Annotated in this window: 18 protein-coding genes and 1 tRNA gene; 2 read left to right on the top strand and 17 right to left on the bottom strand. The window is 65.3% G+C overall.

Annotation, left to right across the window (positions count from 1 at the left end; all coding sequences use genetic code 11):
- From AC3RCE_RS14500 to tolB, 8 genes are all read right to left on the bottom strand, one after another.
- Complete coding sequence (locus AC3RCE_RS14500; RefSeq protein WP_492253321.1) at nt 1–390, bottom strand: type I restriction endonuclease subunit M; 390 nt, start codon at nt 388–390, stop codon at nt 1–3.
- A gap of 141 nt (nt 391–531) precedes the next feature.
- Entirely contained in the window at nt 532–1,248 is a 717-nt protein-coding gene (locus AC3RCE_RS14505) for a hypothetical protein (RefSeq protein WP_492253322.1), read from the bottom strand.
- Nucleotides 1,249–1,392: 144 nt separating this feature from the next.
- Nucleotides 1,393–2,454 (bottom strand): transcriptional regulator domain-containing protein, encoded by a 1,062-nt coding sequence (locus tag AC3RCE_RS14510; protein ID WP_492253323.1) that lies wholly within the window; start codon nt 2,452–2,454, stop codon nt 1,393–1,395.
- 288 nt (nt 2,455–2,742) lie between these two features.
- A tRNA-Lys gene (locus AC3RCE_RS14515) sits at nt 2,743–2,818 on the bottom strand.
- A gap of 43 nt (nt 2,819–2,861) precedes the next feature.
- Nucleotides 2,862–3,692, bottom strand: a complete 831-nt coding sequence (locus AC3RCE_RS14520) for a tRNA threonylcarbamoyladenosine dehydratase (RefSeq protein ID WP_492253324.1) — start codon at nt 3,690–3,692, stop codon at nt 2,862–2,864.
- A complete protein-coding gene (ybgF, locus tag AC3RCE_RS14525) occupies nt 3,692–4,480 on the bottom strand; it encodes a tol-pal system protein YbgF (RefSeq protein WP_492253325.1) in 789 nt (262 codons plus the stop codon). The genes AC3RCE_RS14520 and ybgF overlap by 1 nt, the downstream gene beginning before the upstream one ends.
- An 8-nt stretch (nt 4,481–4,488) precedes the next feature.
- Nucleotides 4,489–5,028, bottom strand: coding sequence for a peptidoglycan-associated lipoprotein Pal (gene pal / locus AC3RCE_RS14530; RefSeq protein WP_218294808.1), 540 nt, complete (start codon nt 5,026–5,028; stop codon nt 4,489–4,491).
- Between the two features lie 44 nt (nt 5,029–5,072).
- Nucleotides 5,073–6,392, bottom strand: a complete 1,320-nt coding sequence (gene tolB, locus AC3RCE_RS14535; protein WP_218294807.1) for a Tol-Pal system beta propeller repeat protein TolB — start codon at nt 6,390–6,392, stop codon at nt 5,073–5,075.
- Nucleotides 6,393–6,633: 241 nt separating this feature from the next.
- Here tolB and msbA point away from each other — a divergent pair, with 241 nt between their 5' ends.
- Complete coding sequence (gene msbA, locus AC3RCE_RS14540; protein ID WP_492253326.1) at nt 6,634–8,442, top strand: lipid A export permease/ATP-binding protein MsbA; 1,809 nt, start codon at nt 6,634–6,636, stop codon at nt 8,440–8,442.
- 38 nt (nt 8,443–8,480) lie between these two features.
- Here msbA and AC3RCE_RS14545 read toward each other — a convergent pair whose 3' ends face one another.
- From AC3RCE_RS14545 to mltG, 6 genes are all read right to left on the bottom strand, one after another.
- Entirely contained in the window at nt 8,481–9,155 is a 675-nt protein-coding gene (locus AC3RCE_RS14545) for an ankyrin repeat domain-containing protein (protein WP_492253327.1), read from the bottom strand.
- A complete protein-coding gene (locus AC3RCE_RS14550; RefSeq protein ID WP_492253328.1) occupies nt 9,152–9,958 on the bottom strand; it encodes a TatD family hydrolase in 807 nt (268 codons plus the stop codon). The genes AC3RCE_RS14545 and AC3RCE_RS14550 overlap by 4 nt, the downstream gene beginning before the upstream one ends.
- Before the next feature lie 153 nt (nt 9,959–10,111).
- Entirely contained in the window at nt 10,112–10,471 is a 360-nt protein-coding gene (locus AC3RCE_RS14555; protein ID WP_015013859.1) for a PilZ domain-containing protein, read from the bottom strand.
- A 17-nt stretch (nt 10,472–10,488) separates the two neighbouring features.
- The gene (locus AC3RCE_RS14560; RefSeq protein ID WP_218294803.1) at nt 10,489–11,511 is read right to left on the bottom strand and encodes a DNA polymerase III delta subunit-related protein; all 1,023 of its coding nucleotides are present in this window, start codon (nt 11,509–11,511) and stop codon (nt 10,489–10,491) included.
- Nucleotides 11,508–12,185 carry a dTMP kinase gene (tmk, locus tag AC3RCE_RS14565; protein WP_218294802.1) on the bottom strand — a complete coding sequence of 226 codons (678 nt, stop codon included), beginning with the start codon at nt 12,183–12,185 and terminating at the stop codon, nt 11,508–11,510. Before tmk ends, AC3RCE_RS14560 begins: the two co-directional genes overlap by 4 nt.
- A gap of 74 nt (nt 12,186–12,259) precedes the next feature.
- Nucleotides 12,260–13,243, bottom strand: coding sequence for an endolytic transglycosylase MltG (gene mltG / locus AC3RCE_RS14570; RefSeq protein WP_370628468.1), 984 nt, complete (start codon nt 13,241–13,243; stop codon nt 12,260–12,262).
- 45 nt (nt 13,244–13,288) lie between these two features.
- Between mltG and ygfZ the strand changes: the two genes are divergently transcribed.
- A complete protein-coding gene (gene ygfZ, locus AC3RCE_RS14575; protein ID WP_492253329.1) occupies nt 13,289–14,197 on the top strand; it encodes a CAF17-like 4Fe-4S cluster assembly/insertion protein YgfZ in 909 nt (302 codons plus the stop codon).
- 152 nt (nt 14,198–14,349) lie between these two features.
- On the opposite strand, the gene AC3RCE_RS14580 is transcribed toward ygfZ, so the two are convergent.
- The 3 genes from AC3RCE_RS14580 to AC3RCE_RS14590 form a co-directional block, all read right to left on the bottom strand.
- A complete protein-coding gene (locus AC3RCE_RS14580) occupies nt 14,350–15,207 on the bottom strand; it encodes a YbgC/FadM family acyl-CoA thioesterase (RefSeq protein WP_492253330.1) in 858 nt (285 codons plus the stop codon).
- Between the two features lie 8 nt (nt 15,208–15,215).
- Nucleotides 15,216–16,142, bottom strand: a complete 927-nt coding sequence (locus AC3RCE_RS14585) for an alpha/beta hydrolase (protein ID WP_492255386.1) — start codon at nt 16,140–16,142, stop codon at nt 15,216–15,218.
- Between the two features lie 113 nt (nt 16,143–16,255).
- A complete protein-coding gene (locus tag AC3RCE_RS14590; RefSeq protein WP_492253331.1) occupies nt 16,256–17,134 on the bottom strand; it encodes a 2-keto-4-pentenoate hydratase in 879 nt (292 codons plus the stop codon).
- Nucleotides 17,135–17,147: the final 13 nt, after the last annotated feature.

The following is a 17,147-nucleotide window of genomic DNA, read 5'->3' on the forward strand; positions in this document are numbered from 1 at the left end:
TCAATACTCATCTGGACGAAGCAGCGTGGTCACACTGCGGTCGGCCTCCGTGATGATCCAGACCGTGGGCAGGGATGACCGCTTGTCTGTCGGTGTTGCCGCCAGCCGCACAGCATCGACCAACCGATAGCAACTCAGAATCCGCAGCCGCCGCGCGACAGCAAAGTCATTCTCGGCACGGTCTTCATCACACAGATTGCCCCAACTTCCGTGAACATGCCGTGAGATCAATGCGGCTGCGCTGAAGCCGGTTTCTTGCAGCAGTTCCAATGCTCCGGGCGTGGCTACGATCTGGCCCAGCGGGAACCGGGCGGTGTTGGAATAGATGATGGTCGGCGTGGTCCGCGCAGGAGCCGCTGCATCGGTTTTGGACGTTGGTGTTGTGGTCATGGAAATCTCCTTGGGCATGGAACGAAACAAAACGGTTAAAAAATGGACGTGCGTAGTCCTCCGCAAACAGGTACCGGATAGAAAACGCGGGTGAGAGAAATCAGTGCGGCCGCAGAAAAGCAGCCGACGAGAGACGTGGCCTCAGCGAGAGGCTGGCAATGAAACTTGCGCCTGGCAGAGCGCTATCAACAAGTCAGTGTCCGAGTCATAGGGTTGCTCGATCCAATCAGCAAATTGGTCGGTGGCCAACAGCCAGCCGCTGAGCATGGATGGCATCGCATCATCGCTACCCATGCCATCCAGCAAACCCCAGGTGTGCAACCGGCGCGACGCCACGGCATCCCGAACAACATCCACCGGCATCTCGCTCAGCAGCGCCAACACCTCGCAGCCATGCTCTTGATCGCGCAGAGGGATGATCGGCAAGATCGCACAGCCAAAGCGCCGGACGCAGTACGACCACAGGAGCCACTGGGACTCGAAGGGCGTGATATTCAGCAGCCGCGCCAGCGTGTCGAGATTCGCGCCAACGTATGACACTGCAGGCAGTGGTGCTGGCTCCAAGGTTGCCATCAAGTCAGCTAGGTCTGCCGGGTCAGTTGGGTTCGACAAATCGGCGGAATGACCATCAGCATCCGCAATTAAAAACGGCGGCAAATCGCCACCAAAGACTGGTTGTTGCGAGTAGCCAAGTTCACGCCAACAACGCTGCTCCAGTTCACGGCATTCTCGAACCAAGTCGGAGCCGTCCAGCCACCGGGGAAGCAGTGCCCCCAGTCGGTGCAATAGGCACCCCATATGATGCCTTAGAAAGGCTTTATTGGAAAAACCGATAATATTATCAGAATTCAAAAGCACGCAGATATTTTAGCAAGCACAATGAATTTCAAATAATTTTATTTATGGTATCATAGAAAGTTTTGCACATTCAATTTAAATTGAAATATAAAATCAATCTAAATTTGTGCTATTCTATTGAAACGTGCGCCAAAACTTCAAAGATCACTTCTTTCTTTTTTTGTGACCAGCGGCATACGCGGCAACTGCCAAATAGCCATTCTGCGTTACATAGTGGCATGCCATGTTATACCAATTTCTAACCTGGGCAGCACTAAAGGTTGGCGGCTCCCAGTTATCAGCCACCGCGACCTCCCCACTCATAAAATCGTCTAATTCCTTGTCGCTTCCAAATTTTTTGAGAAGATCACGCACAATTTTTTGGGAAAGCTCATTCTGCCCAAGAATTGGGTCATGCGCGGCATCAAGAATTCGCAACATATAGTGAACGGCTTTAAGATCGACCCTATTTTTTGGCGTTTCTGACTTTGGCTTCGGAATATCATCCATGGCGGACTGGGAAGCAATCCTGATATGCTTGGCCTTCAAATATCTCCGCTGCCACTGATCCAGAAATACTCCAGCACGCTTTGTTTGCTTTTCAATTGGCTCATCAATCCTGAAGCGGATAAGTATTTCATCGGGATTGAGGTTTGTAGCGATATTTCTAATTCCTGGATAATTTATACATCCGTTGTTCTGCTGTGCCCACGCAGGCAGAAAATGAGAAATAGTTGTACTGAGGAATTTTGGCGCACGCTTGAACTTCGTCTTGGCTTTCTTTGTGGCAGGAAATTTCTCACTTGGCAAAAGCGGGTAAGTTATTCCCCACGCCGACCGCAGGACTTGATTGGGAGTCTGGACGGTGCAATTTTGCTTTTCTTCACGACACCATTTTTTATAGTCGCCATAGGTGCGCACAGATGCAGGAGCAGGAGGCATGCAGACAAGATGCTCCACCAAGTCTGATGATTTTGGTTTTTGTCGAGTGCGAAGGTCTTCCGGCAAGGTGGCGCACCACAGGGCGAACGCCCCGTACTCCGCATTCCGACGCAGGAACTCCCATGCCCAGACTTTGTAGTTTTTGCTATCCGGTAGAGGGTAGCTTTGTGGGTCACGCCAGTTTCCAACATGCCGGAGTGTGTAAAGAGGCAGTTGATCAATTCTTGGGTTGTTGATGACCGCAGGCGGAAGCATGCTCACAGATGAATCGGCGTGTTCATTCATTCCTGCATGTTACGGCGCGTCAGGACACAGCTTTCCGAAGCCGCACAGGAACCAGACAACCGCGCGCGGAGGATGAACCAAAAATCCAAGCCTAGACGCGACGCAACAGTTGAACGGCCAATGACTGGCTGCTTCGGGTCGGCGAGCCTCATACAAGCATGGCCGCAACCACGCGCACTATCATCGACCGTCATTCCAGCCGGTAGCAATAGAGTAGCAATGGCGCTCAGACAAGAAAAAAGCACCTAGGCATTTCTGCGCTAAGTGCTTGATTCATAACCAAATTCTTGGTAGGACGTACAAGATTCGAACTTGTGACCAACGGATTAAAAGTCCGCTGCTCTACCAACTGAGCTAACGTCCCGACCTGTTGCAGCAATCGTGGTCGATGGCTGCAAAGCCTTGGATTATAGCGTTGTTTTTACGGCCTTCCTGGAAGTTGCGGCAAGTTTGTCCAGCACCCAGCCCGCGGCACACTGGCCGAAGGTGGCCGTCACGGCGACGACCGAACCATACCCATGGCAATTCAGGGAGCCATCCCCATCGATTTGGCATGACGCATCCGGCGGAGCCACAGCCTCTCGGCTGAAGACACAGTCCACGCCGATCTTCTTGCCCTCGCGTGCGGCACGGTGGTGCTTGCGCATGCGATAGCGCAGTTGCGCCAGCAAAGGATCGTGGGTCGTCCGCGCGAGGTCGTCCACATCCACCTTGTGCGCATGCCGCTTGCCACCCGCCGCACCCACGGTGATGTGCAGCACCCCGCTGGCCTGGGCCCATGCCGCAATGGCCGTCTTGGCCTTGACCTGATCGCAGGCATCGATCACCGCATCAACGGGCACGGGAAGCAACCCAGGCCAGTTTTCCGGCTCCACGAAGTCCTCGATGCAATGGACCGTGCACTCCGGGTGAATCTGTGCGATCCGATCCCGCATCGCCAGAACCTTGGCTTGTCCAATGGTCCCGGTGAGCGCATGAATCTGGCGGTTGATATTTGACTCGGACACATGGTCGAGATCGATCAGGGTGATCTGCCCCACCCCGCTGCGCGCCAAGGCCTCGGCGGCCCATGAGCCTACGCCACCAATCCCCACCACCGCGATGTGTGCCTGGCGGATCCGGGCGGCGCCCTGCACGCCGTACAGCCGCTCCAGTCCGCCGAAACGGCGATCCGGGGCGGCGGACTCAGGCACGACAATGGGGGACGGCGCCGCTTGAAAAGACGGTGCGCCGGGCATCACTTCAAGCGGGAAAGGCGTTCTTTGGCCGCCATCGCAGCTTCAGATTGCGGGTAGGCGCGCAGAAGATCTTCCAGCGTCTTGCGCGCGGCCCGCGTGTCCTTGAGTTCGATCTGGCAGTTGGCGATGGACAGGGCCGCTTCCGGCGCACGGGCATGGGAGGGGGCATCAGCCAGCATCAGCTTGAAGTTGTTGATGGCCTCCTTGTACTCGCGGGTGGCATATTGGGCGTTCCCCAGCCAGAAGCGGGCGGAAGGCACGAAGCCACTGCGCGGGTACTGCCGCACAAACGCCGCAAATGCCGAACTCGCATCGGAAAACTTGCCCGAACGGAACACGGACAGGGCCGCTTCGAAGTCCTTCTTTTCGGCGGGGTCGGCCTGGAACTCCTGGCCGTCCACCGTCACCTTCACCGGCTCAAACTGCTTCAGGCGCTCGTCCACTCCCTGGGCAATGTCCTTCTGGCGCCGCTGCAGGTCCGCAGCGTCCCGCAGCAACTGCTCGTTCTGGCCCCGAAGCTTGGACTGCTCCATGCGCAGCGTCTCGATCTGCCCCTGCAGATCAAGCAGGCTGCGCCGGAGCTGGCCATTCTCTTCGCCAAGCCTGCGCATTTCTTCGGCTGCGCGTTGCTGGGACATTTGCAGCCCGTCAACACGCTGGCGCATTTCGATGATGGCGCGGCGGGCCTCGTCGTCCTCAAAAAGGGCTGCATGCGCCACGGGCAGCAAGGCCGTCGACAGCGCCCCGGCCGCCAGTGCCTTGAACAGGTAGGACACAGGAAAAGACAACGTGCGCATCAACGATAGGACAGTTCTGCCCGGCGATTCTGTGCGTGCACGTCTTCGCTATTGCCTTGGGCGGCGGGCTTTTCCTTGCCAAAGCTCACGGCTTCCATCTGGTTGTCTGGCACACCCAGCAGCGCGAGCGAACGGCGCACGGCTTCGGCGCGCTTCTGGCCCAGGGCCAGGTTGTACTCGCGGCCACCACGGTCGTCGGTATGGCCTTCGATCATCACCTTGCGGCCGTTGCCAGACTTAATGAAGCGGGAATGCGCTTCGATCAGGGACTGGAATTCAGGCTTGATCACGTAGCTGTCGTAGTCGAAATAGACGATGCGGCTCACACCCACGGGGCCGGCTGCATCGCGGCCCGACTGGCCAAGGTCCACGCCGGCCACGCCGCTCTGGGCAGTGTTGCCGGAGTTGGCCCCACTGTTGGTGCCCATGGTGGACGTGGCGTTCTTGTCTTCGACAGGCACGTCATCCAGCTTCACGCCGGAACTGCATCCGGCCATCAATGCGACAACGGTAAGGGCAAGGGTAATGCGTTTGATCATCCAAAATTCTCCTGAAAGCTTGGTAACTGAAAGTGCGGATAAGTTCATTGCTTTTGAAATGGGCCCCAGTCGGGCTCGCGGATATCTCCCGCCTGCCCCGCGAGCCGGGCCTTGATCTTGCCGTCCAGCGTGGTGGTCATGAGCGCTTCGCGCCCTTGCTGCTGGGTGGCATAGACGATGAGGCGGCTATTGGGAGCAAAACTGGGGTTCTCGTCCGCCGTGGTGTCCGTGACTGCATTCACGGTGCCGGAGGACAGGTCCATGACATGCAGCTTGAAAGCCCCGCCAACGCGGGAAATATAGGCCAGCCAGCGGCCATCCGGGCTGATGCTGGGGGAAATGTTGTAGCTGCCCGTGAAAGTGACACGCTCCGCATTGCCGCCAGAGGCAGGGACCTTGTAGATCTGCGGTGCGCCACCCCGGTCGCTCACGAAGTAGATGCTGCGGCCGTCGCCGGAGAACACGGGTTCGGTATCGATGCCCGAGCTCTGCATGAGGCGGCGCGGTTCGCCGCCATTGGCGTCGATGGTGTAGAGCTGGGAGCCGCCATCACGGCTCAGCGTCACGGCCAGGGAGCGTCCGTCCGGAGCCCAGGCGGGCGCGCTGTTGGAGCCCCGGAAATTGGCGATCAGGCGCCTGCGGCCGGAGGCCACGTCGTGCACGTAGACAACGGGTTTGCGTGATTCGAACGAGACATAGGCGAGCTGGCCGCCATTGGGTGACCACGCGGGCGAGATGATGGGCTCGGGGCTCGACAGGGCCGACTGCGCATTCTCGCCGTCGGCGTCCGCCACCCACAGGCTGTAGCGGGGGCCGGTCTTGGTGACGTAGGCAATGCGGGTCGAGAAAATTCCGCGTTCACCCGTCAGCTTTTCATAGATGAAATCGGCGATGCGGTGGGCCACCAGGCGCAGATCGCCCTGCGTGACCACAAAGCTCTGCCCGCCCAGGTCCTGCCCCTTCACCACATCCCAAAGGCGAAAGCGGATGTCGAAGCGGCCATCCGCCAGGCGCGTGATGCTGCCGGTTGCCAGGGAATCCGCGCTTTTCTGGCGCCACAGGGCCACATCGGGGCGCGCGGTTTCGTCCAGCACCGCGCCCGACGCATCCACCGCACGGAACTGGCCACTGCGCTCCAGGTCGGCCTGGACAATGGACGACATCTTCTGGGGCGCCTGCGCCTCGCCCCGGAACGGAGCGATCGCAATGGGCAGCTGGGTCAGGCCAACGCCCGTCACCTCGACGCGAAATTGCGCCAGTGCTGGCAGTGCGGGAGTGGCAATGAGCGCGGCCAGTACCTGGCGGCGCAAGGGATGCGGCAAAGCCGCAGGAGATGGGTGTGTAGAGATTCGATCTGTGGTCATTGGCATCCAGCGGTAGCCGAACAAATGCCGAAGGGCAAACCCGAATGTTACACACAGCGGGAAAACCCCTGTGACAAACTGTGCGGCCACCAGGGCCATCGGCCTTGATTTCGAGCCAACCGTGCGCATGGCCTTCGGGCGCTGGCTTTTTCCTGCCGCGCCGGCCCGCATCCGATCAATCTGGCACCGCTCAGAGGAGCGTGCAGGCCCTGGCAGCCCGCGACCGTAGAATCCGGGCCACATGCAAGCCACAGATTCAGGCCCGGGCGCCACGCCCGCCCCCCCTCCTCCTCCTGCCGCAAGCCTGACCACGCGCCTTCAGCGGCTATCGGTCTACTTCGGCAACCAGCGGATGGCCTGGAGCCTTGCCGTTGTCGCCACCCTCGTGGGCGCCGTGACCGAGCCCCTGATTCCCGCGCTGCTGCAGCCTTTGCTGGACCGCGGCTTCACCCAGGGAACCCTGCAGCTGTGGATGGTGCCCCTGGCCATCCTGGGCGTTTTCTTCGTGCGCGGCGTCGCGCAGTTCGTCGGCCAGTACGCGCTGGCACGCATAGCCAACGAGGGCATGCTGACGCTGCGGCAATCGCTGTTCGACAGGGTCCTGGCGGCGGAAATGGGCCTGTTCTCGCGGCAGTCTGCCAGCACCTTGTCCAACACCGTGGTGTACGAAGTGCAGACCGGCGCAACCTTGCTCGTGCAGGCACTGCTGGGCGTATCGCGTGACGGGTTCACGCTGGTGGCGCTGCTGGCCTACCTGCTGTACCTCAATTGGCAGCTCACGCTGATCGTGGCGGTGGTGGTGCCGGGCGTGGCCTGGATCATGAAGACACTTTCCCGGCGCCTCTACCACCTGACAAAAAGCAGCCAGCAGGCGACCGACGAGCTGGCCTACGTGGTGGAGGAAAACGTGCTGGCGCACCGCATGGTGCGGCTGCACGGCGCGCAGGCCGGCCAGGCCGGGCGCTTCGCCGGGCTGAGCCAGAGCCTGCGCCGCCTGGCCATCAAGTCGACGATTGCGTCCGCGGCCATGACACCGCTCACGCAGCTGCTGGCCGCCGCGGCGCTCTCCGTGGTGATCTGCATCGCCCTGTGGCAAAGCCGTGGCGCGGTGGACGCGAAGGACGTCACGGTGGGCGGCTTCGTGTCGTTCATCACGGCCATGCTGATGCTCATAGCTCCCATCCGCCGCCTGGCCGATGTCGCCAGCCCGATCACCCGGGGGGTGGCGGCCCTTGAACGGGGACTCGCGCTGCTGGGCGACACCGGCGCCGAAACAGGCGGCCAGTACCGCACGGACCGCGTGCGGGGCGCGCTGGAGCTGTCCCGGGTGACGGTGTCGTACGGCCCCGACCATGCCCCGGCACTGGACCAGGTCAGCCTGCGCGTGGAGCCCGGTGAAATCGTCGCCCTGGTCGGCCCCTCCGGCGCCGGCAAGACGACACTGGTCAACCTGCTGCCACGGTTCGTGATGCCCGCGTCGGGCGACATCCTGGTGGATGGCCGCCCCCTGCCCGAGTGGGACCTGGGATCGCTGCGGTCGCAGTTCGCGATGGTGAGCCAGGACGTGGTGATGTTCAACGACACCATCGCCGCCAACGTGGCGCTGGGGCGCGAGGTGGACGACCTGCGCGTGCAGGAATGCCTGGCGGCCGCGAACCTGGCGGAACACGTGGCGGCGCTTCCACGGGGCATCCACACCGTGGTGGGCCACAACGCCACCCAATTGTCAGGCGGGCAGCGGCAGCGGCTGGCGATTGCCCGGGCGCTGTACAAGGATGCCCCCATCCTGATCCTGGACGAGGCCACCTCGGCGCTGGACACCGAATCGGAACGGCTGGTGCAGGACGCCCTCCAGCGCCTGATGCAGGGGCGCACCACGCTGGTCATTGCCCACCGCCTGTCCACCATCGAACATGCGGACCGGGTCATCGTCATGGAGCGTGGACGCATTGCCGAGCAAGGAACCCATGGCGAACTGATGGCGCGGGGCGGGCTGTACGCGCGCCTGCAGGCGCGGCCGCCCTCGGGCGAAACCGCCGCACTCCACTGAACCCGCGCCACCCCGCGCGGGAAACCCTCGCAGGAGCCCTACCACCTGCCCCGGTTGGGCTGGCGCTTGCGTATGGCCGCGGCAATCCGTTCCGCAGAATCGGTGCGGCTCACGCGCATGGCGAAGTCCGTGGCGGTCAGGCCCAGCTGGTTCTTGAGCGTGGGGTCGGCGCCCTCGTCCAGCAAAAGCTGCACGGACTCGATGGAGCCGTAGTGCGCCGCCATCATGAGGGGGGTCGTGCCGTTGGGCGAAGCGGCATCGATGTACGCATGGTTTTCCAGCAGCAGCGCGATGATCGCCGCATGCTGGGGCGAGCCGGCGGACGCCGCGTAGTGCAGGGGCGTCCAGCCCGTCTTGTTCACATCCGCATCGCGTGCAAGAAGCGCCTTCACGGCCTCCACGTTGCCCTTGAGCGCGGCCATCATCAAGGGGCTCTCGTCCTGTGCGTTCCGTGCATCCACATTCACCTGCCGTGCGGCCAGCAACGCAAAGAAGGCCTTGGAAGCGCCGTTTTGCAAGGCGATGGTGAGGCCCACCTGGCCTTTCGGGTCGCGCGTATCAGGATCGAACCCCCTGCGCAGCAGCGCGGTGATGGCGCCACCGTCATCGCGCAGGATGGCGACAAAAAAATCCTCGTAGGCTCCTGCCCAGATAGCGGGAGCAGCCAGCCCCAGCACCAGGGTCGCCAACACGTTGCGGCGATGGTGGATCATTCGGTCACTCCCTTGAACAAGGCGTCGAAGTTGCGGCTCGTGGCCTCGGCCACCGCCTCGAGCGCCAGCCCCTTGGTTTCGGCCACCTGCCTGGCCACGTAGGGTACATACGACGGGTTGTTGGTCTTGCCACGGTACGGCACGGGCGCGAGGTAGGGGCTGTCGGTTTCGATCAGGGTGCGGTCCAGCGGCACGAAGGCCACCACGTCGCGCAGTTCCTGGGCGCTCTTGAATGTGACGATGCCCGAAAAGGAGATGTAGTAGCCCAGATCGAGCGCCGCGCGCGCCACCTGCATCGATTCGGTGAAGCAGTGGAACACGCCGCCCGCGCGGTTGCCGAGGCCGTCCTCCCCCTCCTCGCGCAAGATGGAGAGCGTGTCGTCCGACGCGCTGCGGGTGTGGATGACCAGCGGCTTGCCGCACGCCCGCGCCGCGCGGATGTGGTTGCGAAAGCGCTCGCGCTGCCACTCCAGGTCGGCGATGCTGCGCCCTCCCTTGCGGTCCTCCATGCCGTAGTAGTCGAGCCCCGTCTCGCCAATGGCCACCACGCGCGGCAAGGCGGCGCGCTCCAGCAGGTCCTGCACCGTGGGCTCGGCGATGCCTTCGTTGTCCGGGTGCACGCCCACCGTGCTCCAGAAGTTGTCGTGCGCCATGGCCAGGGCATGCACGCCCTCGAACTCTTCCAGGGTGGTGCAGATGCACAAGGCCCGGTCCACCCGCGCGTCGGCCATGGCCTGGCGGATGGCGGGCAGCTGGCTCGCCAGTTCGGGAAAATTGAGATGACAGTGCGAATCAGTGAACATGCGGTTTCAAAATAATCGTGTTTGCGCACCACGCGGGCCACCGGTGGCCATCGCAGCCTCCGGGGTGGGCGGCAGCCCCGCCCGCCCGCCGCAGCCAGCAAACAAAAATGCCGACCCGCCTGGCACGGGTCGGCACGGTGGGCGGGTGCCGGCTCAGATGGTCTGTGTCGGCCGGTCGGACCCCAGCGCCGTGCCGAGCAGTTCCTCGATCTTGGCCTTGAGCTGGCGCGACTTCTCGTCCTTGGGAAACTGGATGCCCACGCCCTGCGTGCGGTTGCCCGCAGCCCGCGCCGGGGTGACCCAGGCCACGCGGCCGGCCACCGGGTAGCGCTGCGTGTCGTCCGGCAGCGTCAGCAGCACATAGACATCATCACCCAGCTTGTAGTCCCGCTGGGTGGGGACAAAAATGCCCCCTTCGGCGAAAAAGGGAATGTAGGCCGCGTACAGGGCCGCCTTTTCCTTGATGGCCAGCTGCATGACGCTGGGGCGGGGGGCGGTGGATGGACTGCTCATGGATGGGTGGGTACGGCTCAGTGCTTGGAGTGTAGGGTGTTTCGCGCCTGGGCGACAAGCGCCTCCAGCATGAGGCCGGCATTGAAAGGATGGTCCGCCGTGCGTGCGGCCTTGGCCAGCGCGCGCGACCAGCGTGTCAGCGCGCCCAGCGGCGGCAGCGCCTTCGGGAGGTCCGCCGCCGCGAAGTAGCGCGGAGCGGCGCCCACGCTCGCCGCCAGCAGGTCATGGCAGAGCTTTTGCAGCGCATCGATGGCCTGCGCAGGCGCCCAGTCCCCGAGCGCGGTCACATCCCCCTTGGCGACGGCCTGGGGCAGCGCGGACCAGGCCTGCGGGCTGCGCCCCGACTGGGCCAGCGCCAGCGCATCGTCGGGCCGCCCGCCGGCGGCGCGCAGGAACGCCGTCGCGGCGGCGCCGGCAACGCCCTGCCCTTGCAGCCACTGCAGCATCTGGTCCTCGGCGGGCCAGACCATCGTGTGGCCCAGGCAGCGGCTGCGGATGGTGGGCAGCAACTGGTGCGCGGCCTCGCTGGCCAGGACGAAGCGCACATCTCCCGGCGGCTCCTCCAGGGTCTTGAGCAAGGCATTGGCCGTGATGTGGTTCATCTGCTCGGCGGGATACACCAGCACGGCCTTGCCCCGGCCACGGGCCGAGGTGCGCTGCGAGAACTCCACCGCGTCGCGCATCGCTTCCACGCGGATCTCGCGGCTGGGCTTGCGCTTCTTGTCGTCGATGTCCGCCTGGGCCTTCTCCGACAGGGGCCAGCCCAGCGCCATCATCTGCACCTCGGGCATCAGCACGCACAGGTCGGCATGGGTGCGCACGTTGACCGCATGGCAGCTGCCGCACTGGCCGCAGGCACCCTGCGCGGTCGGTGCATCGCACAGCCAGGCGCGCACCAGCTCCATGCCCAGCGCGTACTGGCCCATGCCCGACGGGCCCTGCAGCAGCCAGGCATGCCCGCGCTGGGCCAGCAGGCTGGCACGCTGTGCGGCGATCCAGGGCGCGAGGGCCGTCGCAGGGGCGTTGGCGGATTCGCTCATGCCGCCCCTCCCTGGGTGGCCACCATGATGGCCAGCCAGCCCTTGCGCACAAAGACGCTGGTGAGCTGCTGCCACACGCGGTGGCGGTCCTGCGCGGCGTCCAGCCGTGCAAACCGCTGGGGTGCGGCGGCCGCGCGGTCGGCATAGCCCTGGGCCACCCGGCGGAAGAACTCGGCCGGCTGGGCCTCGAAACGGTCGGGCACGCGGGCGCCGGCCAGGCGCTGGGCAGCCACTTCAGGCGCCAGATCGAACCACACGGTCAGATCGGGCTCACGCATCAGATCGGCCTCTGGCGAAAGACCCGTCTGCGCAAGCCGCTCCAATATCGATAGCACGCCAAGATCGAAACCCCGGCCGGCCCCCTGGTAGGCGAAGGTGGCATCGGTGAAACGGTCGCACAGCACCACGTCGCCACGTGCGAGGGCGGGCTCGATCACATTGCGCAGGTGGTCCCGGCGCGCGGCGAAGATGAGCAGCGATTCGGTGAGCGGGTCCATCGGGTCGTTGAGGACCATCTCGCGCAGTTTTTCGGCCAGCGGCGTGCCACCGGGCTCGCGGCTCACCGTGACCGCGCGGCCCTGCGCACGGAAAGCCGCCGCCAGGCCCTCGATGTGCGAGGACTTGCCCGCGCCGTCGATGCCTTCAAAGGTAATGAAAAGACCGGGTCGTGACATGAAAGCCTTGGGTTGAATCTGCAGGGGCGCATGGCTCGGGGCGCCGCGGCCGCCCGCGCACCAGGCCGCATGCGCTACTGGCCGCGCTGGTAGCGGTTGACCGCACGGTTGTGCTCTTCCAGCGAGGCACTGAAATGGCTGGTGCCGTCGCCCTTGGCCACGAAGTACAGCGCACGCGTGGGCTCGGGCTGCACCGCCGCGAGCAGGGCGGCCTTGCCGGGCATGGCGATGGGCGTGGGAGGCAGGCCGGCCCGGGTGTAGGTGTTCCACGGCGTGTCGGCCAGCAAATCGCGCCGGCGCAGGTTGCCGTCGAACCGCTCGCCCAGGCCGTAGATGACGGTGGGGTCGGTCTGCAGCAGCATCCCGGCGCGCAGGCGGTTGGCAAAAACCCCGGCAATCTGGGCGCGGTCGCCCGGACGGCCGGTTTCCTTCTCGACGATGCTGGCCAGTATCAATGCTTCATCGGCCGACTTGAGCGGCGTGTCGGCCGCGCGCTGGGCCCAGGCGGCCTCCAGGCGGCGGTCCATGGCGTGCAGCGCCCGGCGCAGCAGGGCGATGTCGCTGGAGCCCTTGGCATAGGCGTAGGTGTCCGGAAAGAACCGCCCCTCGGGAGGCACGCCCGGGCGGCCCAGCTGGGCCATCAGCGCCTCGTCGCTCAGGTTCGCCGCGTCGGGCTTGAGCTGGTCTTCCCTGGCGAGGGCCTGGCGCACCTGGCGCCAGTTCCAGCCCTCCACCAGGGTCAGCGCGCGCAGGGTTTCCTCGCCGCGCACCAGTTTCTGCAGCAGGGCCCGCGGGGTGGTTCCGGGCGGGATTTCATAGTTGCCGGCCTTGATGGCGCGGTCCTGGCCCGAGAAGCGGAACCATGCGTAGAGCATGCGCGCATCGACCCGCGCCCCTGCCGCCACCACGTCGCGCGCAATGCCCCGCGGCGTGGTGCCGGGCTCGATGGCCAGCTCCAGGGGTTCGCTGCCCGTCACCAACGGCTGGTGCAGCCACCAGAAGGCCGCACCGCCCGAGGCGATCAGAACCAACGCAATCAAAGCCAATAGACGTCGCACAACCCTGATGAATGTGTGTGTAGAACCGGGCATCATAATTCAGCGATGACTACCCCCTTGAACGGCATAGCCCCCCTGTCCCACCTGGGCGTGATTCGCGTGGAAGGCGAAGACGCCGCCAAGTTCCTGCACGGCCAGCTCACCCAGGATTTCGCCCTGCTGGGCATGGACCAGGCCCGCCTGGCAGCGTTCCTGTCCGCCAAGGGCCGCATGCAGGCCACCTTCATCGGCTTCAAGCGCAGCGCCAGCGAGATCCTGCTGGTCTGCAGCCGCGACCTGCTGCCGCCCACGCTCAAGCGCCTGTCGATGTTCGTGCTGCGCTCCAAGGCCAGGTTGACCGACGCCACCGCCGACTTCGCCCTGTACGGCCTGGCGGGCGATGTGGTGCCCGGCGGCGGCCAGCCCGCCTGGACCAAGGCCGACGTGGGTGCCGCCTCGGTGGTCCACCTGTATCCCGCCGACGGCCGGCCGCGCGCGCTCTGGGTGGCCCCCGCGGCAGAACCCGCGCCCGCCGGTCCCGCGATGGAACCCGCCCTGTGGCTCTGGAGCGAAGTGCGCAGCGGCGTGGCAACGCTGACCACCCCGGTTGTCGAGGCCTTCGTGCCCCAGATGCTCAACTACGAGTCCGTGGGCGGCGTGAACTTCAAGAAGGGCTGCTACCCCGGGCAGGAGGTGGTGGCGCGCAGCCAGTTCCGGGGCACGCTCAAGCGCCGCACCTACATTGCCCACGCCCCGGCCGATGTGGCGGTGGGGGCCGAAGTGTTCGCCGTGCCAGACCTGGAACAGCCTTGCGGCACCGTCGTGCAGGCCGCCCAGGCACCCGGTGGCGGCACCGACGCCCTCGTGTCGCTGCAGATCGCCGCGGCGCAGGGTGGTGCCCTGCAGGTGGGCAACGTGCAGGGCGTGCCGCTGGCGCTGGCGCCCCTGCCGTACGAGCTGCTCGCGGACATCTGACGCCCGCGGGCAGGACCGGGCCGCTGCGGGATCAGGCCACGCCGCTATGCATTCAGGAGCATCCCGCGCTTGATGCGGGGCGGATCCAGATACGAATCCCCCCAGGGCCGTTTGCAGGAAAGCGCGAGGCGCTTTCTTTTTGATAGCAAAATCTACCAGCGCCGCGCCATGGCGATGTGGGCGATGCCCGCCTCTTCCCAGGGCTCGCCCACCACGGCGAACCCCGCGCGGCGGTAGAAGCCTTCCGCGCTGCGCTGGGCGTGCAGGCGCACCTCGCCGTCGCCACGGGCCCGCGCGGCGGCCACCAAGGCTTCCAGCAATTGCTGGCCCCACTGCGCGCCGCGCACGGAGCGGTCCACCGCCATGCGCCCGATGCGGCCCACGCCGGCCGCCTCCTGCAGCAGCCGCCCCGTGGCCACGGGCATGCCGAGGCGGTTGTAGAGCACGGCGTGGCGCGCGCTGGCGTCCAGGGCATCGGCCTCGATGTCCGCGGGAATGCCCTGCTCGCGCACGAAGACCGCGGTGCGCAGGCGCCCGGCATCGCGGCCCAGCGTGTTCCAGTCGCCGGTCTTGACCTCGGCCATCGCGGCGCCGGCCTCGAAGCCCTCGAAGATGGAGCGCAGGCTGTCAGGCACCGGGCGCGAAGTCTGCGTGGCTGGGTCGGTGAACACATAGACCAGCTCGCCCGAGACCAGCAGCTGGTCGCCGCTGAAGATGCCCGCCTGGAACAGGCTGGACGAATTGCCCACCCTGGCGCAGCGCAGGCCCACGTCCAGCGTGTCGTCCAGACGCGCCGACGCATGGTATTCCAGCGTGGCCTTCTTCACGTACATCTCGCCGTCCAGGGCCAGCATGCCCGCTTCATACGGCAGCGCCAGCGCCCGCCAGTAGTCGGACATCGCCGTGTCGATGTACATGAGGTAGTGTGCGTTGAACACGATTTTTTGCATGTCCACCTCGGCCCAGCGCACGCGCAGGCGGTGAAAACAGCGGAAGTCACTGCGTTGCATGGATAGATTCACTCCGTGGTTTGAAAGAACGCCTGGCGCAGCGCCCGGGCCGCGTCGGCATGGGCGGTGCGCGCCTCGGGAATGGCACGGCCCATCTTGATGAATTCATGGGTCACCCCGCGGTAGATCTCCAGGTCCACGCGCACGCCCGCGAGCCGCAGCTTGTCCGCATAGTCCACGCCCTCGTCCACCAGCGGGTCGCATTCGGCCAGGCCGATCCAGGCGGGGGCCACGCCGTCCACGTCGGGGGCGTGCAGCGGGGCGAAGCGCCAGTCCTCGCGCTCGGCGCGGCTGCGCACATAGTTGCCAAAGAACCAGCTGATGGCAGGCTCTTCCAGCACCAGGCCGCGCGCGAACGTGGCATGCGAGGGCGTGTCCTGGTGGGCCGCGCAGCCCGGGTAGAACAGCAGCTGCAGCGCCAGCGGCAGGCCCGCGTCGCGCGCCAGGATGGCGTTCACGGCGGCCAGTGTTCCGCCCGCGCTGTCTCCGCCCACGGCCATGCGCGCCGGGTCGGCGCCCAGTTCGCGGGCGTGGGCAGCAAGCCATGCGAGCGCATCCCAGGCATCGTTGCTCGCGGTGGGAAACCGGTGCTCGGGCGCGAGCCGGTAGTCCAGCGAAACCACCATGCAGCGGCCCAGGCGCGCCAGCTCGCGGCACAGGATGTCGTGCGTGGCGATGCTGCCGATGGTGAAGCCGCCGCCGTGGGTGTACAACAGCACTGGCAGGCCCGCTTCCGTGGTCGGTGCGTACAGCCGCGCGGGCAGCGCATGGCCGTCGCGCGCGGGGATGTGCAGGTCCTCCACCCGCGCCAGGGCCGCCTTGGGCACCTCCAGCACATCGGCGCCCGCCTGGTAGGCCGTGCGTGCGTCCTGGGGCGAGCGGGTGTGCAGCGGGGGGTGCCCCGCGCGCGCCATGCGCTCAAGCACGCTGCGCATCTGGGGGGTCAGGCGGGTGTGGTGGATGTGCAGGTCGGCCAACGGTCAGGATCTCGGCAACAGGAGGAAGGCCGCGCAGGCGGGCAGCCCGCGGGTCGATTGTTTGTTTGTTGTTACTTGAAGGTCACGCGCACGGGCGCGGCGCCCGGCAGGCCGTCGTAGGTCGCTGTCACCGCCAGGCCCGCCTTGGGCGGCAGCAGCGGCGAGAACGAACCCAGGCTGATCAGGTCGCCCGGCTGCATCGCCAGCCCCTCCTGCGCGAGGGCGCCCGCGAGCCACACCACGGCATTGAGGGGATGGTCCAGGATGTCGCTGCCCTTGCCGCCGCCCAGGCGCGCACCCACGCCGTCGGCCAGCGACACATTCATGTCGGCCAGGGCCTGCAGCATCGCGAAGCGCTCGGCCCGGTAGGCCGGCACGGGCAGCGGCGCGCCCGCCACGCCCAGCCGCGCACCCACGTTGATGGCCGTCACGCCGGCGCCATTGAGCTTGGGCGGCGCCTGCACCATGAGGTCTGGCAGTTCGATGAAAGGGATGACCTGGTCCACTGCTTCCAGCACCTCCATCGGCGTCCTGGCATGGTTGATGGCGGTGCTCTTCACCCGCACCAGCATGTCGGCTTCGTACAGCGGCCGGGCGCCGAAGGCCGCGTCCACGGTGGCGCCACTGGGCAGGACCATGCCTTCATAGAGCTTGCCCCACACGGGCTTGTCGGTGTTGAAGCGCTTTTGCACCGCAGGATTGGTAAGGCCGGCCTTGTAGCCCACGACCTTGCCCAGACGCTGCGCCAGCAACTGGTTGACCTTGGCGCGGGTGCAGGCGCCATCGGCGTCCGACAGGTCCTCGGGGTTGGCGGCCGGGGTCTTCGCGGTGTAGTGGGCCACCAGCTCGGCGGCCTGGGCATCGGTCAGGCAGCCGGCCTGCGCGGATGTCGCAAACGCGACGAATGCACCGGCCAGTGCGAGCGGAATGAGGGTTTGCTTCGTGGTCATCGGTGCCTCCGGG

Source organism: Acidovorax sp. GW823-FHT05D11, from assembly GCF_058795695.1.